Annotated in this window: 19 protein-coding genes, 1 tRNA gene and 1 pseudogene; 13 read left to right on the forward strand and 8 right to left on the reverse strand. The window is 69.5% G+C overall.

The window, feature by feature from the left end:
- Positions 1-25: 25 nt before the first annotated feature.
- The 4 genes from OG293_RS41460 to OG293_RS41475 form a co-directional block, all read right to left on the reverse strand.
- Positions 26-550, reverse strand: coding sequence for a hypothetical protein (locus OG293_RS41460; protein WP_331752495.1), 525 nt, complete (start codon positions 548-550; stop codon positions 26-28).
- 340 nt (positions 551-890) lie between these two features.
- Positions 891-1,241, reverse strand: a complete 351-nt coding sequence (locus OG293_RS41465) for a DUF6300 family protein (RefSeq protein WP_319656778.1) — start codon at positions 1,239-1,241, stop codon at positions 891-893.
- A 229-nt stretch (positions 1,242-1,470) separates the two neighbouring features.
- On the reverse strand, positions 1,471-1,746 hold the full coding sequence (locus tag OG293_RS41470) for a hypothetical protein (protein WP_053679643.1): 276 nt from the start codon (positions 1,744-1,746) through the stop codon (positions 1,471-1,473).
- Positions 1,747-1,797: 51 nt separating this feature from the next.
- Positions 1,798-3,777, reverse strand: a complete 1,980-nt coding sequence (locus OG293_RS41475; protein WP_331752498.1) for a hypothetical protein — start codon at positions 3,775-3,777, stop codon at positions 1,798-1,800.
- 156 nt (positions 3,778-3,933) lie between these two features.
- Here OG293_RS41475 and OG293_RS41480 point away from each other — a divergent pair, with 156 nt between their 5' ends.
- Entirely contained in the window at positions 3,934-4,677 is a 744-nt protein-coding gene (locus tag OG293_RS41480) for a TIGR02391 family protein (RefSeq protein WP_331752500.1), read from the forward strand.
- A gap of 222 nt (positions 4,678-4,899) precedes the next feature.
- Positions 4,900-6,477 (forward strand): hypothetical protein, encoded by a 1,578-nt coding sequence (locus OG293_RS41485; protein ID WP_406003932.1) that lies wholly within the window; start codon positions 4,900-4,902, stop codon positions 6,475-6,477.
- A gap of 1,084 nt (positions 6,478-7,561) precedes the next feature.
- Here OG293_RS41485 and OG293_RS41490 read toward each other — a convergent pair.
- Positions 7,562-10,075, reverse strand: a pseudogene (locus OG293_RS41490) (P-loop NTPase fold protein); the annotation flags it as partial.
- A 323-nt stretch (positions 10,076-10,398) separates the two neighbouring features.
- On the opposite strand from OG293_RS41490, the gene OG293_RS41495 reads away from it, so the two are divergent.
- Both OG293_RS41495 and OG293_RS41500 read left to right on the forward strand, forming a co-directional pair.
- Positions 10,399-10,602, forward strand: a complete 204-nt coding sequence (locus OG293_RS41495) for a cold-shock protein (protein WP_055714469.1) — start codon at positions 10,399-10,401, stop codon at positions 10,600-10,602.
- 55 nt (positions 10,603-10,657) lie between these two features.
- A tRNA-Met gene (locus OG293_RS41500) sits at positions 10,658-10,731 on the forward strand.
- Positions 10,732-10,855: 124 nt separating this feature from the next.
- Here OG293_RS41500 and OG293_RS41505 read toward each other — a convergent pair.
- Positions 10,856-11,083 (reverse strand): hypothetical protein, encoded by a 228-nt coding sequence (locus OG293_RS41505; RefSeq protein ID WP_406003933.1) that lies wholly within the window; start codon positions 11,081-11,083, stop codon positions 10,856-10,858.
- 478 nt (positions 11,084-11,561) lie between these two features.
- On the opposite strand from OG293_RS41505, the gene OG293_RS41510 reads away from it, so the two are divergent.
- The 9 genes from OG293_RS41510 to OG293_RS41550 all read left to right on the forward strand — a co-directional run bounded on the left by OG293_RS41510 (position 11,562) and on the right by OG293_RS41550 (position 22,974).
- On the forward strand, positions 11,562-13,100 hold the full coding sequence (locus OG293_RS41510) for a serine/threonine-protein kinase (RefSeq protein ID WP_331752508.1): 1,539 nt from the start codon (positions 11,562-11,564) through the stop codon (positions 13,098-13,100).
- 172 nt (positions 13,101-13,272) lie between these two features.
- Positions 13,273-13,698 carry a DUF3592 domain-containing protein gene (locus OG293_RS41515; protein ID WP_190148877.1) on the forward strand — a complete coding sequence of 142 codons (426 nt, stop codon included), beginning with the start codon at positions 13,273-13,275 and terminating at the stop codon, positions 13,696-13,698.
- Between the two features lie 275 nt (positions 13,699-13,973).
- Entirely contained in the window at positions 13,974-15,539 is a 1,566-nt protein-coding gene (locus tag OG293_RS41520; protein ID WP_331752513.1) for a GIY-YIG nuclease family protein, read from the forward strand.
- 348 nt (positions 15,540-15,887) lie between these two features.
- The gene (locus tag OG293_RS41525; RefSeq protein ID WP_331752514.1) at positions 15,888-17,132 is read left to right on the forward strand and encodes a hypothetical protein; all 1,245 of its coding nucleotides are present in this window, start codon (positions 15,888-15,890) and stop codon (positions 17,130-17,132) included.
- A 71-nt stretch (positions 17,133-17,203) separates the two neighbouring features.
- Entirely contained in the window at positions 17,204-18,895 is a 1,692-nt protein-coding gene (locus OG293_RS41530) for a DUF4209 domain-containing protein (RefSeq protein WP_406003934.1), read from the forward strand.
- A 148-nt stretch (positions 18,896-19,043) separates the two neighbouring features.
- Complete coding sequence (locus tag OG293_RS41535; protein WP_406003935.1) at positions 19,044-19,628, forward strand: hypothetical protein; 585 nt, start codon at positions 19,044-19,046, stop codon at positions 19,626-19,628.
- A 316-nt stretch (positions 19,629-19,944) separates the two neighbouring features.
- Positions 19,945-22,020, forward strand: a complete 2,076-nt coding sequence (locus OG293_RS41540) for a hypothetical protein (RefSeq protein ID WP_331752520.1) — start codon at positions 19,945-19,947, stop codon at positions 22,018-22,020.
- A 35-nt stretch (positions 22,021-22,055) separates the two neighbouring features.
- Entirely contained in the window at positions 22,056-22,547 is a 492-nt protein-coding gene (locus OG293_RS41545) for a hypothetical protein (protein ID WP_331752522.1), read from the forward strand.
- Positions 22,548-22,830: 283 nt separating this feature from the next.
- The gene (locus OG293_RS41550) at positions 22,831-22,974 is read left to right on the forward strand and encodes a hypothetical protein (RefSeq protein ID WP_234374049.1); all 144 of its coding nucleotides are present in this window, start codon (positions 22,831-22,833) and stop codon (positions 22,972-22,974) included.
- A 61-nt stretch (positions 22,975-23,035) separates the two neighbouring features.
- On the opposite strand, the gene OG293_RS41555 is transcribed toward OG293_RS41550, so the two are convergent.
- Both OG293_RS41555 and OG293_RS41560 read right to left on the reverse strand, forming a co-directional pair.
- Positions 23,036-23,425 (reverse strand): hypothetical protein, encoded by a 390-nt coding sequence (locus tag OG293_RS41555; RefSeq protein WP_200728139.1) that lies wholly within the window; start codon positions 23,423-23,425, stop codon positions 23,036-23,038.
- 62 nt (positions 23,426-23,487) lie between these two features.
- A complete protein-coding gene (locus tag OG293_RS41560; RefSeq protein ID WP_212728862.1) occupies positions 23,488-24,120 on the reverse strand; it encodes a hypothetical protein in 633 nt (210 codons plus the stop codon).
- Positions 24,121-24,413 lie beyond the last annotated feature (293 nt).

A 24,413-nucleotide genomic window follows, 5' to 3' on the forward strand; every position in this document is an offset into this window, starting at 1 on the left:
GGCCAGGCGATGCCGGTGGTGACAACTATCGTGCTTCGGCACACCAGTCCGGCTCGCTTTGGAGCAGGTCGTAGTCGGCGGTGAGCCGGTCGACGATGCGTTGCCACCACCACGGATTGAACCCGGTCAGCATGATGCGGGCTGGCATTCCAGGCTGGTGAAGGCAGATCTGGCTGCCTTCACGACGGAAGCGGAGGCCGGCCACGCCGCTGACCTGGTCCCGGGGGTCCAAGGCGTCTTCGCTGCTCAGGCGGGGGAGGAGGAACTCAGCCCAGTAGTGGATGACGTACGGCTCGTTGACGACCCGGATGGTCAGTTGATCTTCCTCGGGTCGGACGCGGACGATGCCCAGGGGGTGCTCGGAGAGGCCGCCGATCTTGCAGCATGCAAGGAAGACCGCGGTCTCCAGCTGCGCCTGCTCCGGGTGACGGGCTGCGGGGATAGGGAGCGCTTGGCCGCTTTCCCCGAGGAGTGTGCAGAGGGCCTGGTGGGATTCGCCGGTGCTGCGGCGGCGGTCTTCGGTGAAGGCCAAGGCGGCCAGAGGGGGCATGATCGCTTTCTGCGCCGGACCGGCCCCCGGCGGCGAGCGCTTTGTACGGTGGTCCTGTCGGTGTGGTGCGAGCGGTGAGACTTCTGGCCGGTCCTCGGCGAAGGAGCTGCGGGGGCTTCTTCCATCGCGCGGCCGGGCGTTCACGTTGCCCAAGCTGATGACATCGGGAGCCCGGCGGCCAGTCAAGGAGGCGCAACGGCCGGTGCCCCATCCGGCAACGAGGTACGCCCACCTCTTGCCGTGCCGCCCGGCGGCTTTCCCCGACGTGCGACTTCCCCACCGCACAGGCCGACGGTGATGAGTTGCGTCCGACGCGCGGCCCGCGCGCATGAGCAAGCGGTCAGCCGACGCCCTTGGGGGGCGTTCCGATGTGGGGTGGATAGTCGGAGGACCCGGGGGGCGAGTTATCCATCAGGACGTAGCCGTGTGCGGCCATCACTTCCTTCTGGAACTCCACGATGAGCTCGGCACCCTCCTTGGCTCGGGAAGTGTCGTTGCCCGCGCCGGAGGAGAAGAAGCGGACCAGAGCGCCAGCCGCGGTGTCCCCGGCATCGCAGGTTCGGCACAACTCCAGGCTGATCGGTTTTCCGGACGCATCGAGTTGGGGCATCTGCGCGGCGAGGATGAGCGGGCCGTTGCATCGGGAGCAGGAGGGCAGGTCGCTACTGCGCTGGATGGACACGTGAGCCATGGCGCCCCCTTGATCGCTGGGAGCGCCATCCAACCTCCAACGAAAGGGCTGGTCAATGGTTTTGCCAGGCCTGGAGCCGAGGGCCAAGTCGAGGACCGCCCGCGGAGACCAGTCAGCCTTTGCCCTCGGGGGTGGGGATGTGGCTCCGGCAGTGTCAGGCCCCCGTTTCCAGTGGAAACGTTGTCCAGTGCGTGCGCCATTTTTCGGCGTCGGCCATGGCTGCTGCTCCTCAGCTGTACTCGTAGCGAGCGGCCCGGTCATCCATCTCGCGGTCGTACTCTTCGAGCCGGTGGAGGAAGGGGGCGAACGCCTCCTGGGCCTGGGCCGCGGTGATCTGACCGGTCTCGATGGCGGCGAGGAGTTCCAGAACGGCGGGGAGCTCCACGGCGGCGCCGTAGCCCGGCTTGTCGGTGCGGTGCTCGGAGTAGACGGCGCCTACGGATCCGCGGACGCCGGGCAGGACGAGGGGGCCGGCGTTGATGTCGCGGGTGACGTCGTACGGCATCGGGTGTTCCTCCAGGTTGGTCAGGCGGGGCGGATCACGGCGCCGGTGGCGTCATACCCAGAAGGGGCCGCCGCGCTGCGACAGGACGGTGGGGGTGAGCGTGCTCTCGAGGACGGCTTGCCGCCACAGGGTGCGGTTCTTGTAGGGGGCCTGGTCGATGTCTTGGGGGTTGTGCTGCCACTCGGCCAGGTGCTGAGCGACAGCGGCGAGGACAGCGGCGTCACCAGCCGCGGCCTCCTGCGGCCTCGCCGCGTGCAGCGCGGCCACAGCGGCAAGGGCCGGGTGGTAACTCAGCCCCATCACGGGCTCCGGCGCGTCGATCCCCTGCCGGAGCGCGGTGATCGCCTCCTGGAGGTGCGCGTCGTCTTGCGGTGCGGGAACCGTCAGCAGCGCTTCGAGGAGCACCGCGGCCTCGGTGGTGTTCAGCAGTGTGGTGATGCTGCCGCTGAAGGTGTGGTGGAAGACCCGCAGAAGCACGTCGGTGAGGCGGGGCTTGGCCCGCCGGTCGAACAGGCAGTGGGCGCACAGCCAGGCCATCGGAACGTACGGCTGGCGCGGGTGGGGCATCCGGCCGTTGAGTTCGCCGGCCATCACCGGCGCGGCGCACAGGTTGCAGGAGGAGTCCGTGACGGCGTTCTTCGTGCGCATCGGCGCGGGCAGGCCGTCGGGCTCGGGCGGTTCCGGGTGGGTGTAGGCGCGGTATGAGTCGGGGTTCTCGATCCAGGCCCGGGCCTGGATGATGGCGTCGCGTAGTTGCTCGTCCGTTGCCTCGGCGCGGCTGGGCGCGCCCATCCATTCGTTCAGCTGTTTCTGGACGAAGGGGATCGGTTCGCGTAGCGCTCCCGCCAGGGGCCCCACGTAGGTGGCGAGGAGCTTGCGCAGTTCGGCCCCGTGCAGCTTGTTGAGATCCTCGGAGGAGGGATCGGGGAGCCCGGTCGGCATGGACGACGGGTCTTCCAGCCACCGCTCGACGTTGGTGAGCGCGACGCCGAGCTGGGCCAGAGAGATCCCTGACCTCGTCTTCGCCCCGATTGAGTCGTTGACGATGCCGTTGACCCGGCGTCCGTGGATGTCCGTCGCGGCGGCGAGCTGCTCCACCTTCCAGTTGAGCCGCTGCCTCGCCTGGTTCTCGGTGAGCAGGACGACCGGCTCGCACGTCCGGCATGGAACACCGGCCGCGGGGGCTGGCCGTTCGCCGCACTGTCCGCAGACGAACCCCGGGCATGCCGAGCACAGCGTTTCGAGGCCCTCGCTGTTCCCAGCGGCAGGCGGGCACAGCTCCTGGCGCAGCTGCTCGGCGAGCGACCGGCACTCGCCCGCGCAGTTCGCGGCGGCGGCCGCGGCGCCGGGCTGATGGACCAGGGCCTCGCGCACGGTGGGCCACAGCGCGGTCGCGTGGGGGTCGGTGAAGTCGTCGGCATGCCATTGCTCGAGCTGTGCGGCCCGGTAGGCGGCCAGCAGGCGTTTGTCGCTGCCATTGGCGACCTTGTGGTGCTCGCGGTCATCGAGGCAGCCGCAGGGCAGCCGCTCGGCGTACCCGCAGAACTCGGCGCCGAAGGCCCCGCACTGCGGGCACATCGTCCACTGGTAGGGCTCGTCGTCGTAGACGCTCATCCCGGTCGCCCCGTGGAACCGCCATGGCCCGTTCCAAGGGTCGGGGCGGCCCCACGTGTCGACGCCTGCCGTGTCGTCCGGGAAGAACGGGCCCTCGGCCAGCAGCGCTTTGCCGTGCCACTCCTCCGGAACCTTCACCGGCGGGCAGCTGTCGGCCTCCTCGTCCCGGCCGCCGCACCACTCGTCGCAGCCCGCGGCCGCCATCGCGAACCGGGCCCACCACACCGGGGCCTCCACCTCCGCCATGAACCAGATCCGCTGCTCCGGCAGCCAGAACGCCGGCGTACGCGGCGAGCCCTCGCTGTCGTAGAAGGTCACCGGCTCGTACGCCCACGGCACCCGCAGGTGGTCGAAGAACACCGACCAGCGGGCCTGGAGCTCCGAACGGAACTCCACCCTGATCACCTCGTACGCCACGTGCCGCTCCCTGCCGATGCCTCTGGGCTGTTGCAGGGCCTCACCTTCCACCCGGCAGGACGAGCACCGATGCACGCCGTCACCGGTTCGGCCCATCGGTGTCCCTCTGCCGAGGTACGGCACTCGGCTGTCGGTGCCACGCCGTAGCGTGCGCCCATGAGGTACACGTTCACGCCGCCGGTTCCGGCGGAACAGATCCGGCAGCTGCCCACCCGGGACGTTGCGCTCCTTCTCCTGCAGCACCTCGCTGGCGGAACCGGCTTCCTGCAGTACGGCGGAACGATGGGCTCGGCCCGCCAGGCGTTCCAGGACGAGCCGGACACCGAGGTTCTCGTCGACCGCCTCTCCGATGCCTGGGCCTGGCTGGAGGCACATGCGCTGCTGTCCCGGGTGCCCAGCCAGTCGGAAGCCTTCCGCCAGCTGTCCCGCGACGGCAGGAGTTTGGCGGAGGATCCCGAGGGCATCACGCGGTTCGAAGCTCGCCAGCGGCTGTCCGGCCCGCTCCACCCGGCGCTGGAAGACACGGTGCGCACCAACTTCGACCTGGGCGACTACGAGACCGCGTGTTTCGCCGCGATGAAGGCGGTCGAAGTCGCTGTCCGGGACGCGTCCGGCCTCGACAACTCCCTGGTCGGCGTGCCGCTGATGCGCAAGGCGTTCCAGCCGCACCAGAACGGCAAGGCCGGCGGCCCGCTCGCCGACGCCGGAGCCGAAGGAGGTGAGCAGGAGGCTGCTTCCGCACTGTTCGCCGGTGCCATGGGCGCGTACAAGAATCCCGCCAGCCACCGCACCGTCGACTTCGACGACCCCATCGAGGCAGCCGAGATCATTCAGTTCGCCGACCTGTTGCTGCGGCAGGTCGAGCGCGCCAAGCGCCGCCAGACTGCCACGACCACATAGCAGAAGCGCGGGCCCGGGGTTAACCGGGACCGGGCGCGTGCCGGAGCGAGCGGATCGCGCCGACGCTGCGGCACATTCGCGCTCCCGTGTCAGTCCCCGCTGCCACACTGCAACCATCCCCATTGCGGGGGTGGTTGACCTGATCGCCGACGAGAGGACCGATGCGTGGCGGCCGACTGGGATGCACTGGACTGGACATGCCCCACGTGCGTGGCTTCGCGCATGACGACGTGCACCACGAAGGACGGCCGCCCCCGGCCCACACACTTCGCCCGCCGCTTCACCTTGATCCTGCTGCAGTTCGCCGTACGCCGCGGCCGCGGCCAGCCGCCCGCCGAACGCGCCCAGATCGTAAGGTCCCTCACCACAGTCCAGGAGTCGGACACGTCCGCCCGCGAGGGCTACCTGTGGCACCAGACCACGGACGAGCTGTACCTGTGGGACCAGGTGGTGGCCGCGGCCGGCCGGCACGCGGAGGCCGCCGTCGAGGGCCACCTCGACGGCGACGAGATTCGCGACGCAGCTGAGCAAGCCGCACACCGCATCGCCCAGGCACGAGACCTCCTGCGCGAATGGCACAGCGAGCGCGCAGAGTATCCGCTCGACGAAGAGCTCCTGGCGGGTGTACTGCGCCCCGCGCCGAGCCTGCTCGCCCGTGCCCGGCGCCGCGGCGATCTTCAGCGACTTGAAGCCGACCTCGCACGCCGGCCCGTGCACCTCGACCGGCCGGGCGGCACCTGGGCAGCGACATGGCACAGCGACGGCAACCTGACCGCGCACCGCGACGACGGTCTTTGTGTGCGCGGCTGGAGCGCTACCCCCGACGCCACCGGGCAAGCCCTGCAGTCGTTCGAGGCCACCAGCCGCCACCGCCCACAGATCACCCTGACCTTGCATGGCGAACGGCCAGAAGCCCCCGCCGCGGGCAGTGACCCACCCGGCATCGATCGGGTGGATGTCCTGCGCGCCTTCGATGCCGACCGCGCCGCGCTCGACGCCACCGTCGCCGCCATCACCCAACTCCAGCTGGCCTGGCCCGAGCACGAGATCAGCGATCGGGTGCGCGCGGCCACCACCCAGCTCCAGACCAGTGCGCCGCAGTCGCCGCATTTCAACCTCTACAACCGCCAGCGGGAGCACGACTGGGCAGCCAGCGAGAGCGCCGCCTGGGTGCGTACCGACGCCATCGTGCACGCCATCGATAAGGTCTGGGGCGACTTCGACCGGTCCGAGGCGTCTCGCGGCCCCAGCTGGTTACCCCGCGCTGCCCGCGAACTACTCACCACCAAGCCCGAGCAGCTCGCCGCGTTCATCCGCCACCACCTTGCCGAGGAACCCGCAATCTCCCTCAGCGTCATCAACGGACCGGCCGGACCGCTCTACAACGTCTCCATGGGCGGCGCCCATCGCACACACCTCTTTCGGATCTTGGGCCTGCCCTGGATGATCGCCAAGCTCTATGCCCGCATCCCACCCCGCCGGTTCGACGTCGCTTCCGTCATCGACACCGCCAAGGGCATGACCGAGGTCGAGCGCGTCGAGCGCGTCGAGCGCGTCGGGCGCGGCTGGCACACCCTGCTCGAGCGCGGCCTCCTCCACGGCAGCATCCGCTACGAAGGCGACTTCGCCGTGCTCGACCTCGACCACGCCCCCGCGCCGTGGCTGCTCGGCGACGCCGCCCTCGCCAGCGCCTACAACACGGCCTACGAGCGCGTGTACCCCGGCGCGCTGACCGAACTGGGCATCCCGGCCACCGCCTTGACCGGCCGCAAAGCCTGGGAGCAGTGGCTGTACGGCTGACGACCACCGACAACGCGGCATGGGCCATCGGCGTACGCCTATGACTGGTCGCCACAGTGGGCACCCGGCGGAGCCTGCCGGACAGGCACGATGCGCCGTGGCGGTCGCGATAGATGGCACCGTTTGAGCATCGCTGTTAGCACTCGCTCGCGTTGGTCGGGCCCATCTGTCACCGGAACCCAGGTGTCTGCCGGACAACGGCCCCGCGCATCCCGAGACCGTGCCGACGAGGCGCCACTGTCATCCACCCCGACCAGGGGACGGAGCGCTGTGACTGGTCGAGCTAGGTGACACCAAGGCGGATCGGTGAGCTGGCGACCAACACGGACTTGAGCGCGGTAGCTGTCACCGTTTGGGCATTTCAGTTGTCACTACCTGGGGTTTTTCGCTCTGGTTGTCACCAACTTCGGTCGTTGGGATCGGCGCACGCCAGCGATCTGGTTGCTTGGTGATGTGGACACGAGAAGCGGGTTTGACGGTGGCCGCTGGGACGTATGCCGATGCGCTGTGGTCACGTGGGGGCAGACCTGCTCGCCTCGGTCGACGTCTCCGACGGGCGAGCCGCGCTCGAGTTGGCCCCGGGGTGGGAGCCGCGGTGGTCCGTGACTTGGCGAACCTCAATCGAGGATCGTCAGCTCGCCCCCTCGCTTGAAAAGGGTCGACTGACCAGCTCGGCGCACAGCGCTTGGCGAGTCTCCTTGTCTCCGATACTGCGCAGCAACCGGATAAACGCGTTGGTGCGGGCGAGCATCGGAAAATCTTCGGGCAGTGCGGACTCCAGCCGCTCAACCTCCCTCATCAACTCCTCGCCCGTCGCGGACCTGTCCGGCGCAGGAATGCCATGTTTCTGAAATGTCCTGCGCACGACCGTCCACCATGCATGATTGGATGGCGGAGGAGTTGAAGCTCTGGCGCGCACCGTAGCATAGTCGAGAAAATCCCCAATAGGGTCATCACTCGATTCATCGGCCACCAGGAAATCATAGAACGAGGCATAGAGGTGCTGCAGGAGTATCGCCGTTATAAGCAGTGAACTATCCAGCGGAATCGCGCGCCAAGCAGGATTCAAACGATATTCTAGAATGAACCCGTTGATGATCCGCTTGATTCTTCGCGGATTAGTTCCGGCCCGCTCTAGAAGGATGCTCGTCACTATGTCGTCGACCAGCTGTGATGTTCCAGATCGTTTCCCGTAGCCGTCTATGAGTTTCTTGAGCTGTGACTCGTCGGGTGGGGAGACCCGGTACGCAACCTGGACGATCTTCTCAAGGTAAGCGCGCCCCTCGCCCACGCCCCCACGTGCTGATGTGGAGACGCTCCGGGCAAGCACGGAAAAGTCACACGCCAGGACAAAAATGAGTCCTGGAGCATCCAGATACAGTTTCACGGCTTCGCATACTTCGATGACCACGTCGTCGGAGCATCGGTCGAGATCGTCAACGAAGACCACGAGGGCTCGACCGGGATGACCGGTGTCGTCCACCCAGTCCGTCAGCATGCCTGAAATCAGGCCACGCATTTCATTGCGCGACTTCGCGTCGACAGCCAACGCATTCCACATTTCATCTATCAAGCGTGAAACGCCCAAAAATCGGCCAATGATCGCCGATATGATCCATGCCATGCCGAGTGCGCGTCTGTGTTCGGTCAAACGGCGCATCCAGCGCCGCACCACATTGCGGTCAAGGCGCCCGAGAACCGACTTGATCAATCCCTCGAGTGCACTACTGCCTTGCGCCGTCCACGCATTGAACCGAACGCAGACAATTTCTTGTTCGCCGACCTGTCGAGATTCTACCAGGCGAGACTCGATCAGTCGCAATAGTGTGCTTTTGCCTATTCCCCAGCCCCCGTCAATGGCCAGCACAAAGGGGGCGGCCGTTCTCGAAGCAGTCAGTATGGAGGCGATGCCTGCGGCGATCTCACCGGCGCCAAGAAGGTCGTCTTCCGTTTTGTCGGCCGGCTCATCATTCAGCAGTACATAATTTTCCCCGAAGTCACTGCTTACGCTTTCGCCCGCGGTGGCGGATCGATCGACATCGGAAAGCCCTCCAAGGATTCGCCGCACCGGAACCCCGGACAGCCTGGAGACCGCTTCGACGATGTCCTCTTCAACGATCTCGTCGACGAGGTCGCCGGCCCTCCACTCCTTCTCCCGCGTGGCCCGGGCGGCCAGAAGCCGCTTCTCCCCATCGCGGAGGGAGGCGGCCTTGTCGAAGTCCTGCAAGTCGATCGCGGATTCCTTGTCCCGGCGGACGGCGGCGATCTTCTCGTCGAACTCGCGCAGCTCCGGCGGCGCGGTCGCCCGCTGGATACCCGTCCGGGAACCGGCCTCGTCGAGCAGGTCGATGGCTTTGGTCGGGAGGAAGCGGTCGGAGATGTATCGGTCGGCCAGGGTCGCCGCAGCGACCAGCGCGGCATCCGTGATGCTGATGCGGTGGTGGGCCTCGTAACGGTCCCGCAGAGCCTTGAGGATCTCGATCGTGTGCGCCACCGACGGCTCGGCGACCTCGATGGACTGGAAACGGCGCTCCAGAGCCGCGTCCTTCTCCAGCTTGCTGTACTCATCGGGCGTTGTGGCGCCGATGGTCTGCAACTCACCGCGGACCAGCATCGGCTTCAGAACTGAAGCGGCGTCGATCGTGCCCTCGGCGGCTGCCGCACCCACCACCGTGTGAAGCTCGTCAAGAAACAAGATGATGTCGCCGCGGGCACGGATCTCCGCCAATGCCTGCTTCAGGAGCTCCTGCATGTCAGTGGCGCTGCCCGCCCGCGTCATCAGTGCGTCCCAGTCGAGGGCGTAGAGCTGTTTGTCCTTGAGAGACTCAGGCACGTCGCCAACGGCAATCGTCTGGGCGAGCCCGTCCACGACGGCGGTCTTGCCGACGCCGGGCTCGCCGATCAGGACAGGGTTGTTCTTCGTACGGCGCGACAGAACCTGCATGACCCGTTCGATTTCCCACTCGCGCCCAATGACCGGGTAGGGGTTGGAATCGCGGGCGGCCGGCGTCAGGTAGTGGCCGAACTGGTCCAGGATGAGTGAGGCCGAGCGGGTGGCGTCGGCTAGGCTGCCGTCGCCACCGGCCTGGGTGGGCTGGTCACTGGGCAGTGCCTCAATCACTTGCTGCCGTACCCGGTTGAGATCCGCGCCCAGCTTGACCAGGACCTGTGCGGCGACGCCCTCACCCTCACGGATCAGGCCGAGCAGGATGTGCTCCGTACCGATGTAGTTGTGGCTCAGCTGAACGGCCTCGCGGAGCGACAGCTCCAAGACCTTCTTGGCACGGAGGGTGAAAGGGATATGACCAGACGGGTCCTGCTGGTCTCCGGAGATCTCCTCGGTCTCTTCGGTCTGCTCGGTCTCACCCGCGTTCTCTCGGGTCTGCTCGGTTTCGCCGATGATCTCCTCGACCTGCAGACGGACCGTCTCAAGCGAAATCCCGAGGCTCTCAAGGGTTTCGGCGGCGACGCCCTCACTCTCATGGATCAGGGCCAAGAGGATGTGCTCGGTGTCGATGTGGTTGTGGTTGTGCATCCGGGCTTCTTCGTGAGCCAGGACGACAACCCGCCGCGCGCGGTCGGTGAACCTCTCGAACATTTCGCTGCTCCTCACGGAGCCCGCCCGGCCTGCAGTTGACCGTTACGGTCCCTGATCCACGCTTGGACAGCGTGAAGGTCTCGGCGGGCTCCAAGCTCAAGGAAGCCGCGAAGGGCAAGTAACCCCGTCCCCACTCGTGCCGTGACCCACTCCAGGACCGCGACCTGGCTTCACCAGGTCGCACTCCGTCAGACGATCACTGCGTGGAGACCGGATAGTTGCGGCGCCGATGGGGTAGAACGGACGCCGAGTGCCCTCCGTTTACAGAGGGCTCGACTCCAGACCAGCCGGGGATTCCTCGGCAAGATCGAAGGACACGCAGTATGGCCAGCGGCACCGTGAAGTGGTTCAACTCGGAGAAGGGCTTCGGCTTCATCGCCCAGGACGGCGGCGGCCCGGACGTCTTCGCCCACTACTCCAACATCGCCGGCAGCGGCTACCGCGAGCTGACGGAGGGCGACGCGGTCACCTTCGATGTGACCCAGGGACAGAAGGGCCCCCAGGCCGAGAACATCGTCCGGAGCTGACGGCCGTACGCGCAGCCCCGCCCGCGAAGATCACTGTGTAGAGTGGCCTCACCGACGCGGGGTGGAGCAGCTCGGTAGCTCGCTGGGCTCATAACCCAGAGGTCGCAGGTTCAAATCCTGTCCCCGCTACTGACCGACGGGCCCGGCATGCAGCCGGGCCCGTCGTTGTATCCGGGCACCGCGCGCCAGGGCGCCAACGACCTCCTCGCCACCTCCCGGCGCAGCTGGCCGGGCCCCTCTCCACAGGCTGGCGTCACTCCGGCCTCGGCGGAGGCCACAGGAGCCGGGCCCGGCCGTACCGGGCCCTGGCCGCGTCCGCGCTCAGACCGTGCGGGCGCCCGATCTGCTCCCAGGTGGCGCCCACCTCCCGATCCGCGATCACCGCGCACCGCACCAGCTCGCTGGTCAGGTGTCGGAAGTCCGCGGCCGCGGTGCTGTGCAGCCCTGCGTCGGCCCGCTCGTTGCCGACCGCGTCGGCCACCAGCAGTTCCAGGGCCTCGCACCGGGCCCGGATCTCGCGCGAGATCTGCAGCAGAGCGATCCGTGCCCGAAGGGCAGCTGCCGCCCGCCGCCGCTCCCGGTACGCCTCCTGCCGACAGGAACGCGGACGAGGGCAGTATCGGCGCCGCCGCCCGCCGGGTAGCCCGGCGCCACACCACGCGCATCTGTCGTCCATATCCGAAGGATTCCCCCGGAACCCGATGACAGCACCTGGGGCCACCGCCGTCCGGTAGCACCGGCGCAGCCCGCCGCGCAGCCCGTACAACCACATTCACATGCCGCTGACCTGCAAAGACACCCACTGGAGTGTGGGCCGCAGTCCCGCTGTCGGCATCGCTCCGCCCAGCCCCGGGCAAGGCGTTTTCGTATGCTCCGCCGCACCGCGGGCACGCCCTCGCCCGCGGTGCGCCTGGAGCCGGCCGGCTCCATCGCCCGGATACGCAGGGCTGGAGGATTTGATGCGCGGCACGACGGTCGCCGGCCGGTACAGGCTGAAGGAGGCCATCGGCAGCGGAGGCATGGGCACGGTCTGGCGAGCCGAGGACCTCCACCACCTTCACGACGTCGCCCTCAAGATCATCCCGGTGGGGGAGGGGGACGCGGTACGTGAGGCGGCCTTTCGCCGGGAGGCACACGTGGCCGCGCGCCTGTCCCACCCGCACGTCGTCGCCGTCCACGACCACGGCGCCGCCGACCTCGACGGCCGCCGCATCTTCTTTCTGGCCATGGACCTTGTCGACGGCCGCCCGCTGAACACACTGACCGGCAGTCCACTCTCCCTGACTGATGCCCTGACCTGGGCGATCCAGATCAGCCAGGCCCTGGAGGCCGCCCATCAGTCCGGCATCGTCCACCGCGACCTCAAGCCGTCCAACATCCTCATCGACCGGTCGGACACCGCGTACCTGTGCGACTTCGGCATCGCGCGCCTGGCCGAAGCCACCCATCACACCCTGACCGTGACCGGCGTCGCCATCGGAACCCCCGCCTACATGTCGCCCGAGCAGGCCCGCGGAGACACCACCCTGGGCGCGCCCAGTGACCTCTACTCGCTCGGCTGCCTCCTCCACGAACTTCTCGCCGGCAGCGTCCCCTTCACCGGCACGGGATGGCAGGTCCTCAACCAGCACCTGAACGACGCGCCGACCCCGCTGTCCGCCCTGCGCCCCGGCGTCCCCCGCGAGCTCGAACAGCTGGTCCTGGAGCTCCTCGACAAGAACCCCGACCGCCGGCCCACCGCGGCCGACACCCGCGCACGCCTCACCCAGCTGCACACCGCACTGGCCGCCTTCGCCGACGCACCCACCGCAGTCCCGAACCCGCAGCCGCCCACGCGGGTCGCCACCACCATCGACCGGGCCGCCGAAGGCCGCGAACCCGGCACCCGGCTCCCCGCCGTGGTCGCGGGCGCCGTCACCGCCGCCGCCATCGCCGGCGAACTCTCACTCACCACCACACTGCCGACCGCCTGGACGGCCGACCTCGGCACTCTCGCTGGGCTGCTCCTCGCCGCCCTCTACCTTCTCGACCCGCCCCAGTCGCCGCACCCCGAGCAGCTGAGGATCACCACGGCCTGCCTGCTGACCACCCTGCTCCTGACCGGCGGCATGGCGCTCGCCGTCCTGGTCAACGCCCCCGGCCTGTGGGCGAACGCCCTGGCCATCGCAGTCCTCGGTGGCCCCGCCCTGCTCGCCTTCGCCAGCGGCGTGCGCCGCCTGGTCGAGCACAGCCTTCACCGGAGTGCCTGGCACGCCGATCTCGCCACGACCGCCGGCATCCTCCACACCGCCGTCGTCCTGCTCACCGGCCACCACGCCGGCCTCTCGGGACTTGCCCTCACCGCTGTCGGCGTCGTGCTGTGGCCGGCCACAGCACTGCTCACGGCGATGCTCACCCCGGGCCGCTCCCCCTCCAGCCTTGCTCGGCCGACTCCCACCGGCCAGGTCACGCACCGACACCGCCCCGGCCCCCTCCCCGCCCAGCCCCGGATGCCCTAGCGCCCCGACGAACCGACCAGACCGTGCCGCCATCGGCGTGCACCTCCCAGCGCCGCCCTACCGCCCGAATACGGCGCCACGACCGTCGATACGTACGGGTCCGCAGGTCACCGGGGCGAACCGCACTCGTGCCTCGGGCAACCGATGCCGCCACGCACGCGTCGGACACGACATGAACCGCGAATGGCTCTTCACGCTCATACCGCTGGTGATCGGCGTGAGCTTTCTCTGTGCCGGCGTGTACGGACTCCGCCGCGCCAGCGCGCTTCGCCGCACGGGCATCACCGCCGTAGGGCGAGTCGTCCGCCACGACACCAGGCGAGACGACGACGGAGCCAAGTACCACCACCCGGTCGTAGCCTGGACGACCCGGGACGGCAGCGAGTGCACGTACTCCTCCACGTTCGGCCGAGGCAAGGTCCTCAACGGCTACGGCGTCGGCAACTCGGTCTTCGTCCTCTACGACGAGAACGATCCCCGCCGCTTCGAGATCCGCGGCTGGGACTCGACTTCGTTGTACATGGTGTTCACCGTGGTAGGCACGGTGCTCACAACAGGCACATTGACGGTTCTCCTCGTCCTGCTGAGCACTCTTTGACCGCCGTGAGATGTTGCGCACCCAGTGGTTCAGGCGGGCGGGCCCACTGTCGTGCCGGACCTTTCCCCTGTCTGATGACCGCGCCGAACGCACCGCCCACCGGCGGCCCTCAACAGGTCCCCGGCGCCCCGGACCGTCACCGTGCTGCTCGGCCGCGAACTGAATGAAGCCGCCGGGCCACCCAGCGGAAGACGGACACCGCAACCCACCAGCGGCAAGGCGACGATCAGAGTCGATGTCAGTGGCCACCCCTATGCTGCGCCGAACAGCGAGGCATGACCCCGCTCACCCTGGAGAGCGGGGAGTTGGACTTGGCAGGCAGCGGCCGACCGCGGAAGGATCCGCGACAGGCGGAAGAGATCATGCGCGCGGCCGGCCTGGAGCCGCTGGAGCCCTACCGCGGCAGCTCCGCCCCGTGGCGGTGCCGCCATACGGCGTGCGGGCGGGAGGTCACCCCCCGCCTGAGCAACATCACCAAGGGACAGCGCGGCTGCGTCTACTGCTCCGGACACGCCCGGATCGAACCCGAGGCCGCAGCCGCGGTGATGCGGGCGGCCGGGCTGGAGCCGCTCGAGCCGTACCCCGGCGGCAGCGACCGGAAGTGGCGGTGCCGTCACCGCGCATGCGGACGCGAGGTCACACCCACCTATGTCCGGATCAACTCCGGTGCCGGGCCCTGCCGGTGGTGCGCACCGAACGCGCCGGTCGACCCCGACGTTGCGGCGGCCGACATGCGGGCCGCGGGCCTGGACCCCCTCGGCCCGTACCCGGGAGTGGACACGCCCTGGCCGGTCCGATGTCGGGCGTGCGGAGCGCCAGGGGCCCCCACGCTGGGCTCCATCCGTCAGGGGCAGGGCGGCTGCTACCCCTGCGGCCGGCGCAAGGCCAACGAGTCGATGCGCCACGACGCCGAGACCGCGGCCGCGGTGATGCGGGCGGCGGGCCTGGAGCCGCTGGAGCCGTACCCCGGCACGGAGTTCGCGTGGAAGAGCCGCTGCATCACGTGCGGGTCCATCGTCTCCCCGCGCCTGGGTTCCCTGACCGGCCGGAGCCGGCGTCCTGGCTGCAAGCGGTGCGCCGACCGGGCCAACGGTGCAGCACAGCGCCATGACGAGGACCTGGCCGTCGCCGAGATGCGCGAGCACGGATTCGAACCCCAGGAGCCGTACCACGGGGTCAAGTACCCCTGGCGGTGCCTGTGCCACGGCTGCGGCACCATCACCTCACCGACCTTCGGATCCGTCCTCGCCGGCCAGAGCGGATGCCGGCGCTGCGCCGACCTCCGCTCCGCCGCCGCACGACGGGAAGACCCCGAGCGCGCCGCCGCCTCCATGCGCGAGGCCGGTCTCGAGCCCCTGGAGCCCTACACCACGTCCATGACGCCCTGGCGCTGCCGCTGCACCACCTGCGGCCGCACCTCGACTCCCACCTTGTCCAAGATCCGCAGCGGCCGCGGATGCAAGTACTGCGCCCGCTTCGGCTTCGACCGTGCCGCGCCCGCCCGCGTCTACGTCGTCACCCACGTACAGCACGGCGCCGTCAAGATCGGCGTCGCCGGCGCTCGTCAGCGCAACGACCGCATCGGCCAGCACCGCCGCCTTGGTTGGACCCTGTACTACGAGCACCACGTGCCCACCGGCGACGACGCCCTGTCCGTCGAACAGACGATCCTGCGGCGCCTGCGCGCCGCCGGGCACGGCGTCTTCCTCACCGCCGCCCAGTTGCCCAACGGCTGGACCGAGACGTTCGACGCCGCCCGCGTCACCGCCGCGGAGCTTCGGGACGCGATCCGAGAACACCAGACCGCACCAACCCCTCCTCAGCCGTTGACCCTGTTCTAGCCGCACACCTGGGCCGGGGGAGCGAGCCGACCTCGGCGGCGGCGATGGGGGAGTGGTGAGGGAATGGGCTACGCCGCGCCCTGGACGGCAAGGACTGCCACGGCGGCCTGCTCGGCGCCTCCAGCGCCTTGGTGAACGTCAAGGCGACGACGGCCGCCTCGTCGGTCAGCTGGCCGGGTGCCCCCAGGCCGGCCTGTCGCAGCGTGGCCGGCTCTCGGCGGCGAAGCTCCCGTCAGGCGGGCCACGGGGGCAAGCTGTTTCCCGTCGTGCTGGTCGTTCAGGCACCGGGCGCCCGTGTGGCGGGAGAAGGTCTGGCCGGACAGCCGTAGCGCCCGTCATGATCACGGCATGGGTGCAAGCGCGTGGGACACCGAGACCAAGCGGCCGATCTATGTCGATCTGGGCGTGGAGGGGCTGCCGATCGGCCTGGCGGGCGGACGGTACCTGTGCAGAGCCTGCGCGGATCCACTGATCCTCAGGGGCGCCCGGCCCGAAGCGAAGGTCACGCCGCACTTCTCCCACCAGGAGGGAGGTCCGTGCCGACTGGCAGAACGGGAAGCGCAGATCGACGCGGACGACCAGGTCGTCATCCAGCTGAGCCACCAGATTCGCGCCCTGCCCGGCATCACCGGCTGCACCCTCGCCTCCCCCGGAGACGACCCTCGCGACCCGATCGGACTCCCGCCGGTCGTCATCGCACAGTGCGGCGACACCGCCGTTGTCATCGAACGCCCCGGCACGCTGCCCAGCCCTCAGGCCGTCCGCCGACGCATCCTCGCGGTACGCGAGCACCACGCCGGAGCCGCACACGTCTGGTTCCTGCGCCGCGACCCTGGCCAATTCGGCCAACTCCCCAGCCACAAGGTCCGCCTGAGCGGACGGGACGTCGAGCACCAGCGTGTCGCCCCCACCGAGCAGCAGCTGGCCATCCTCGACGCCGGCGGCCATGTGTACTGGCTCGACGGGAAGCTCGTGCTGGTGCCCTACGGCTACCACGCCTTCCGGCACCCCGCCCGCCCCGAGCAGGACTGGACGGCCTGGCCGAAATGGCCGCGCCACAAGGACCCCCGGGACGACTGGCGGATCAGCAAGCCCCGTCCGGCCCCCACCGCGGACTGCTGGGGCCTGGTCCCGATCGCCCTTTCCTCGCTGACCCGCACCCGGGCGGTCTTCCACCCCGCCGACGCGCACAAGGTCATGGACGAGCTGTATGCCGCCCAGGAGGGCCGGCACCGCTGGCGCGACCGGCGAGCCCGCGAGGTGTACGCCGAGCGGCACGCCCCGCCCACTCCTCAGCCCGCCGCGCCGATCCCGACGGCCGAAGCCCCCGCCACCGAGGCTGAGACAGACCAGCACACCGCCCCACACCTTCCGCAGCCGGCCGACCAGCACGATGCCGAGGCACCCCCGCGCGGGAACGTGACTCCGTCCGTCGCCTCGTCCGCGAACATCGCGCCGACCGCCTTCCCACCGCCACCTGTGGCCCCGCCCACGATTCCCCCGCCCCCACAGCTGCCCCCCGCGCCCCGCGTGCCCCGGCAACGCCGATGGGCAGACACCCTCCGCATGCTGCGCCGACGGCGTGAGCGTTGACGAACTCCGGAAAAGCAGTGGGCCCGGTCCGAAGTCGTACCGATACTGGCGACGGAGGAAGCGAGGTACCCATGCCGCAAGTAGAACCGTGTGTGCTCGACGTGCTCACGGAAGCGGCGACGAACGCCGCTTCCTGCGAGGACGTCGCCGCCGTCCTCGCGGCCGCGGACACCGGCACGAACGCGGCCGCCGAGCAGCAGCGCGATGCGCTACTCGCCGCGCTGCGACTCCGACCCGCCGGGACCGGCAGGGCGCAGACGTTCACCGGTATCGTCCTTGGCCAGCCGCTCAGGGCGTGGCCTGCGAGCCTGTCCGACGTCGCCGCCGACCAGATGGAGACCTGGAGCGCGTACGCCGAGGCCGTGACCAACTCTTTTGTCCGGGGACGCCTCCATCACCTTCTGCTCGTCGCAGGACACGGTCGCAAGGTCGACCGCATCCGGGGCGCGGCCGCCGGGTACCTGGACGCGGTGCCGCTTCTGCTCGCCGCCCGCAAGCGCTTCCCCGGCCTGGTGAGTGCGACCGAGTGTCTGCGCTGGGCCGGAGACCTCGCCCGGACCTATAACCAGACCGACCTGTGCAAGCGCGTCACCGACGACACGGTCGCCCTGGCCGAGCGCGTCCTTGCCGCCCCCGAGGACGAGACGGCGATCATGGCCGACCTCCTGGAGGGGCTGCGTGTCCAGCGCTACGACATCACCGACTTCGCAGAACGCGCCGCCCGTCGGTACGCCGGCGATGTGCACGCCCGCGTCGGCTTTCTCAAGCTGATACGGGAAGAGGCGTCCGAGTTCCGCCGAGTCGGCATCGACACCGAGATCGTCAGCGCCCTCCTCGACGCCGCCGATGCCGACACGGGGTTCCGTCGCCACAACCTGCTGACCCAGGCCGCGACCATCGCGCGGGATCGAGGTCTGCCCGAGCTGAGGGTGCGTGCCGAGATGGCCCTGCAACAGACCGATCCGGACTCCCTGGGATGGACTCGAATCCCTCGCCTGCTCATCCCCCCGCCAGGACTCTTCGCCGGGGCCCGGGCGCACGTCGACGCCGCCCCAAGCCTGCGAGACGCACTGTGGCGAACCGCGCAAGACGCCCATCCGGCGATGCGCGAGCACCCCGACGACGTGGGCCTCCTGGACGGTCTGCTCCGGCTCCCGCGCACGCGCATCAACACCGCCGGACCCGTCCAGGTCGCTCCGCCCGTCGACGCCGACGACGACCACCTCGTCGGACTGCAGGTCCTCGCGATGGACTTCCTCGGGCACCTCGCCGCCCATCAGCTCGACCACATCCACGAGCGCTTCGATCCGGACGAGCCCGAGCTGATCGGCGCCCTCGCCCATGACGCCGTCTTGCCGGAGGCGCGCGCCCGAACTCTGGCCTACGCCTTCCGGTACTTCTGGCTGGGGGAGTTCGACGCAGCGGTATGCATCGCCCTGCCTCAGGTAGAGCAGATCCTCAGACAGCTCCTGCGCTGGCAAGTCTCGATCTTGTCCGTGGCCAAGGGCCCGTCCCCCGGGACCGTCGACCAGCTGGGAGGACTCCTCCGCAGCATGCCGGCCGCCGGGTATCCCGCGGACTGGAGCCGCGCCCTGGAGCTGCTCCTCGTCGACCCCGACCGCGGCATGAACCTGCGCAACGAGGTCTGCCACGGCCTGATCGACACCCCGCCCAAGCACCGCGTCGCGCTCATCCTCCAGGCGGCGCTGTACCTGCTCAGCTACGCCCACGGGCATCGAACCCTCGCTCCGCCCGCTCCCTGAGCGTCCAGCAAGGCTGAACCCAACGGGGGACGTCACCGCCTTCGGGTCCTGTCGCGGTGAAGGCTGAGCAGTCCCACTGAAGTCCCAGGGCCTTTCGGCGGACAGCCGGCTTTGTCGGGAAGTGCAGGGTGGCGGTTAGCGTGCGGTCATGACGATGACGGGGAAGCGGCGGGTCCTGTACCGGCAGGGCACTGGGTTCTGGCGGATGACGGCGAAGTGGGTTGTGGTCTTCGGGGCCCTGTACCTGGTGGACGGGGGGCTGTTCCGATCGTGGGGCGACGCTCTGGTCTGGCCGATGATCGGGGTCCTGCTGTGGGTGCCGTTCGGGATCGGCGTCGTCTGGTATCCGAAGAAGGACCAGCTGATCACGTTGACGACGCGTGAACTGCGTGTGCGGCGCAAGCGGCTGGCGATGGAGCAGGTGAACCTGCTGCACGTGGCGCGGCTGTGGCTGGAAGGGCGGTCGACTGCGGACGACCAGCCGGTGCTGGAGTGGATACGGTTCGACCGGGTGGTGTGGGTTCCGCTCCAAGACGGCCGGGCGTTCGGCGTGGAGTTTCGCGACCCCGCCGCCTTCGCCAAGGTTTTCGGCGCCTTCGCGGTCGAGGCGTGCGGCGGGCCGGAGGTCGTCCGTGCTCGAGCTGCAGCAGCCACCTACCCGGAGCCGCGCGCGATGCGGCCCCGCTCCGCCGACGACGGCTCCTGGCTGGACGTCCTCGACATCTTCAGCTGAGAGCCGGAGCTGCGCGGCATGGGCACCGGTCCGTGAGAGGCGCGGAGAACTACACAGGGTCGGCGTTCTGGCCGACCCTGCCCGGGCTCTTCCGCGGTCAGGAGCGAGAGGCGACAACCCCCTGGACGGCGTACGCAATCGTCGGTGAGACGAAGGCAAGCCGGCAGCCTGCGATGGGACTCGCTCAACGCCCAGTGCGCGAACACTTCGCCCAGCGTCCGAACGAGCTTGGAAACTCGTTTGCTCCGACTGTCACACCGCGCGTCGTCCGCACACCTGTAGCAGGTGACAGCGGACCTCACAGCGGGAGTTGCACGTGCCTGACACCCTCACCCCGTACACGCCCCGACAGCAGTGGGGCCTTCGCACGACCGACACGGTCCTTGACCCGGTCGCCCTGCGCCAGATGGCCACGGGTGAGCCCGAGGAGACCGCCCGAGCCGAGCTCACGGACGCCCAGCACCTCATCTCGACGCCCACCCCCGGACAGGCCCGAGGCGAGGCACGGGTCTTCCAGGCACTCATCACCGCCTACGGCCGCCACCGCCCCATACTCACCGGCGGCCCGTTCGGCATCCGCAGTCTCACCCCCCGCACCGACGAACTGGTGGTGAGGATCGCGCCCTCCCAGATAGATCGGTGGATCGACGCCCTCGCCTACCGGCAGGGCGGGAGCGGCGTCGCAGGACTGCGCTGGGCCGGCCGGCGAGACGGGATCATCCTGACCTTGCCCGGAACGAAGATGCTCCTCGCCGAAATCAGCGAGAGCGACTGGCGTGCTGCCCTCGGACGCCGGAACGCCGACCAGAGCAGCCTCATGCCGCACTGGATCCCCCAGCTCCCCGGCGGGGCCGAGCACACCGCCACCGAGGACGCCGAACTCGCCGGCGCCTGCGACCACCTCAGCGCCACCTTGCGCCGGATCCGGCTCGTCGACGCCCTCACCCGCGGGAGCGGTCACGTCCACCTGTTCACCACCCGCCACCACGGCGACCTCCACCTGATCGAGGCGTGCGAGGCCACCCCCACCGTCCTGCCGTTGTGGACCTCTCGGTCCCTGCCCCTGGCGCTGTGGCCCGCCGGCTCGATACCCGCCCCAGGCCCGAGGGACCCGCGCACTGCTGTGCTCGACCTCCTCACCGAGATCGAACCCGCCCACGCCCCCTCCAGCGCCGCCGACCACCGCGCCGCCCGCGCCCTGTGCCACCTCACCGGCCTGAGCACCGCCCCCGTCCTTGTCCAGGCCGCCGAGCACGTTCTCGACGTCGCCACCCACGTCCTCGCCGACCCCGCCCACGCCAGCGTCTACGCCTCCGGTGGCTGGGCAGGCAGCTGCCGCACCTATCCCCAAGGCACCGTCCACGGCACCGACCCCTGCCTCCCGCCCGGCGCCGAGAAAGTCACCGACCTCCCCGAGGACGCACTCCAGCGCCTCGGCAGGCACTACTCCAGCCGATCCTCCGACACCTCGCGCACCGACCTCGTCAACGCCGGCCAGGAAGAACTCCTCCACCTGCTCGACTGGGCGCTCGCCGCCGCGACCCGCCCCACCAGTCGTCTGGACTGGAACCCCAATGAGGCCGACGGCACGCTTCAGCACAGGCAGCAGCTGCCCGACCGCGACGGCACCCTGACCCTGACCACCAGCACCACCGGCGTCTACCGCGTCAGCCTGGAAGCACTCGGCCTGAGCGACCTCGCCGACGAGGACGACACCATGGAATGGGAACGCGAGGCCGCCCCCTCACAGAGCGCCGCCGTCCTGCTGGCCGAACACGCCGCGATCGAAGCGGCGGTCTGCCTGCCCTTCCAGCGCGAGCACCGCAAGCAGCGCCTCCTGCTGCCCAGTACGGAGTCGGCCGCGGTCGAGCCCACGATCCGGTCCGTCATCGCCGGAGCCGATCACGTCCTGGGGTTCTTCACCCTCGCCAGCGTCCTCGGCCGCCTCCACGACCGCGTCGGCCTCACCCAGGGAGCAACCGACGGCCACTGGCGCACCGATCCTCACTCCGACACCCCGCCCGACCACCCGGCCACCCTCACCGCTCTCATCAGCGACTGGTTCGAGCTCCCCTCACCCCACCACGGCGAAGCCGCCAACACCGCCGCGGTCGACAGCCCCACCTACCTCCGCCACCTCGCCGCCCACCGCGCAGCGCTCGACCCGTTCGTCACCCGCTACCTCGCCGCAGCCGACAGCCTCGCCGGCGCGCGCACTGTCGAAGAGCGCCACGTAGCCGGCTTCGCAGCCCTGCGCACCACCGACCTTTCCGCCCTGGCCTGCACGGAGGTCCGCCCCGTCCGCGAAGGACTCCTCCGCCTGATCAAGACGATGCCCCAGGACCCCGCCCACCTGACCGCCTGGTACGAACGCCACCTCGACCAGATCTGATCCCCGTCGACCCTTGGAAGAAGGAGAGCCCCACGATGAGTGAGCAACTGCCGGACCTGGCCATGTTCATAGGCCCCCTGGGGCGCGGGAAGACGCCGCTGCCGGCTGACGCCGATGCTTACCAGCTCGCGGCCGTGCTGAGGCGCGCCCTGCACACCGTCGAATGCCGCGAACTCGGGCCAGCCGCCGCCGAGCAGACGTTCGGACCGTTCGCGGACACCACGGAAGGCCGGATGGCCGTGTTCATGGACGAGGACCAGCTTCGGGCCGACCATCGCGGCCACGAAGAGCTCCACCAACTGGCGCGAGCGGTCCGCGATCGAGGGCCGGCCGTGGACGTCGTCTTGGCGCCGCTCAAGCCGTCCGTGCTGCTCCTGGACGAGATGACCCACGTCGTCGGCAAGAGCGCCGGGTCGGCCTCGGGCACCGGCCGGGCCGGGACAGGCCGGTTGTACGAGATGCGGCGGCCGCTGCGGCCGGTCTTGCCGTACTCGGGCGCTGTCCGCGTGGCGGCGGGCGAGCGGTGAGAGCAGCGGGCCCCGGCGCGGCGGATCCGGAAGGTGAGAAGGCGAACGGGAGCTTGCGGGGCGGAGCGCCGACTTGCAGCCGATCAGCAGCGAAGAGAGCCTGGCCTGCGGGCGCGGCCCAGGGAAATCCTCTCGGACCGTAGATTCGAATCTGGGTACGCTTTCGCAGCCGGCCCGTGTGCCGGCCTTGGAGCGGGCAGGGCCCGCGACGCATCAGGGGGAGCAGATGACCACCATGAAGACATCAGGCGCGGCAGCACCCGCGCCCGCTCACACTTCGGGCATGCCCGTCGCCTTGTTCAGCGACGAGGCATCCGCCGTGATGACGCCCGTGCCCGGCTCGGGCCAGCGCCTGCCGCGGCCGTTGGACACCCTGAAATGGCAGGCGCCCCCTGCACTGGAAGGCGTCGACGACGACTCGCAGTGACCACAACGCGAGGGTGGCCCGGTGCCGTGGATCTCCACGACACCGGGCTACGAAGGCCGGGTCACTCGGCCCGGGTGCTCCAGCCGAAGAAGAGCCAGCTCGGCTCGGGTCCGGCGGCATCGAGCAGTAGCGCTCCGGCGCCGCCCAGCCGGACGCACGGGGCGTCATCCTCGATCAGGCGGTCGGCCAGCCACTCGGCGTCGTCTTCGTTCAGGGGTTCTCCGTCGGAGGGCGACGATGGGTCGTGGGAGGCGTTGAAGTAGCCCGCCGCGACGGCGTGCAGCGCGGCGCGTTCGCGTACGACGGTGACGCGGTCCACCTTCGTCAGGTCCGCGCGGGGCGAGAACAGGTCGACCGGGAGTTCTCGGTCTGCGGCGGCGTAGAGGGCGAAGGCGTTCGCGGGCGTGGCGCCGCTCGCGATGAAGCGGAACAGCATGGGGAACGGGTGCATGGCACTCCTTGGGTGGGGCCCGGCCGCCGGGAGGGTTGTCCCGCGGCCGGGACGGGTGATGATCAGGCGGGCCGACCGGGAATGACCTGTTCGCCGTTGCGCATGGCGTGCATGATGCGGGCCAGTGCGACGGAGACGGTTCCTTCCGGCCCCGCCGCGTCGTCCCGCCCACCGGCGACCCGTACGTCCGCCTCTCCACCCCGCTGACGCTTCACGTGGAAGGTGCGCTGGTTGAGATCGACGGCGTGCACGAGCCGGACTTCCCGCCGATTGGGCAGCAGATGGTTCACCCGCATGCCCGTCTGCCGGAGCCGCTCCACCGCCGGGGGCAGCGGGACGGTCGTGTCGCGCATCCAGCCCTCAAACATGAACCCGACCGCGCAGACGGGCGCCTGAGCCGCGTCGGCGGGCAGGAGAAGGTCCGGGACGGGCGGCAGCGAGCTGCTCAACCCACTCAAGGCATCAGCGGGGTTGACGCCGCCGGGGTTCCAGATGGCCTCGGGATACAGAGCCGTCTCCACCCGATCGCCGGGCAGCAGCCGCAGCGTGAAGAGGCGGGAGGGACGGTTCCACCCCTCCTGTTCACCGCACTGGGCCTCGATCGCCACGATGGCGGCGGCGATGGTGTTGGCGTGTGGATCGTCCGCCGAAACGAGGGGAGCGGAGAACGTGAAGTCGCGGGGCTTCCTGGACATGGCAAACGCGCCTTTCCGTGCAGCCGTAGCCGAGTACGGCCGCGCTGATGCGGTGGAGGAGGAAGGGAAAGAAGCCGGAGAGCCCGGCTCGATACGACCAAAGTACATCTTGAAATATGAATACGCAACGCGCGTGTGGCCTTGACCGCCTCCTCGGACGGTGGCGGACGAGGCTGCCTGGCGTGTGTATGGCACCGAGCTGACGCACCCGCAGGTGACAATGGGGGCGGTCTCGACGGCGTCCGGTTACTGGGGGAGTGCTCTTTGTCCATCGACCGCCTGCAGCCCATCAG

Source organism: Streptomyces sp. NBC_00829 (genome assembly GCF_045161795.1).
Lineage (GTDB): Bacteria > Actinomycetota > Actinomycetes > Streptomycetales > Streptomycetaceae > Streptomyces.

What these genes read in the sequence shown, in the direction of transcription:
- OG293_RS41525 (WP_331752514.1), top strand. Translation starts at nt 15,888, where the DNA reads ATGGGTGCAAGCGCGTGGGACACCGAGACCAAGCGGCCGATCTATGTC.
- OG293_RS41560 (WP_212728862.1), bottom strand. Translation starts at nt 24,120, where the DNA reads ATGTCCAGGAAGCCCCGCGACTTCACGTTCTCCGCTCCCCTCGTTTCG.
- OG293_RS41550 (WP_234374049.1), top strand. Translation starts at nt 22,831, where the DNA reads ATGCCCGTCGCCTTGTTCAGCGACGAGGCATCCGCCGTGATGACGCCC.
- OG293_RS41470 (WP_053679643.1), bottom strand. Translation starts at nt 1,746, where the DNA reads ATGCCGTACGACGTCACCCGCGACATCAACGCCGGCCCCCTCGTCCTG.
- OG293_RS41510 (WP_331752508.1), top strand. Translation starts at nt 11,562, where the DNA reads ATGCGCGGCACGACGGTCGCCGGCCGGTACAGGCTGAAGGAGGCCATC.
- OG293_RS41555 (WP_200728139.1), bottom strand. Translation starts at nt 23,425, where the DNA reads ATGCACCCGTTCCCCATGCTGTTCCGCTTCATCGCGAGCGGCGCCACG.
- OG293_RS41480 (WP_331752500.1), top strand. Translation starts at nt 3,934, where the DNA reads ATGAGGTACACGTTCACGCCGCCGGTTCCGGCGGAACAGATCCGGCAG.
- OG293_RS41485 (WP_406003932.1), top strand. Translation starts at nt 4,900, where the DNA reads ATGACGACGTGCACCACGAAGGACGGCCGCCCCCGGCCCACACACTTC.
- OG293_RS41460 (WP_331752495.1), bottom strand. Translation starts at nt 550, where the DNA reads ATGCCCCCTCTGGCCGCCTTGGCCTTCACCGAAGACCGCCGCCGCAGC.
- OG293_RS41545 (WP_331752522.1), top strand. Translation starts at nt 22,056, where the DNA reads ATGAGTGAGCAACTGCCGGACCTGGCCATGTTCATAGGCCCCCTGGGG.
- OG293_RS41535 (WP_406003935.1), top strand. Translation starts at nt 19,044, where the DNA reads ATGACGATGACGGGGAAGCGGCGGGTCCTGTACCGGCAGGGCACTGGG.
- OG293_RS41515 (WP_190148877.1), top strand. Translation starts at nt 13,273, where the DNA reads ATGAACCGCGAATGGCTCTTCACGCTCATACCGCTGGTGATCGGCGTG.
- OG293_RS41495 (WP_055714469.1), top strand. Translation starts at nt 10,399, where the DNA reads ATGGCCAGCGGCACCGTGAAGTGGTTCAACTCGGAGAAGGGCTTCGGC.
- OG293_RS41520 (WP_331752513.1), top strand. Translation starts at nt 13,974, where the DNA reads ATGACCCCGCTCACCCTGGAGAGCGGGGAGTTGGACTTGGCAGGCAGC.
- OG293_RS41465 (WP_319656778.1), bottom strand. Translation starts at nt 1,241, where the DNA reads ATGGCTCACGTGTCCATCCAGCGCAGTAGCGACCTGCCCTCCTGCTCC.
- OG293_RS41530 (WP_406003934.1), top strand. Translation starts at nt 17,204, where the DNA reads ATGCCGCAAGTAGAACCGTGTGTGCTCGACGTGCTCACGGAAGCGGCG.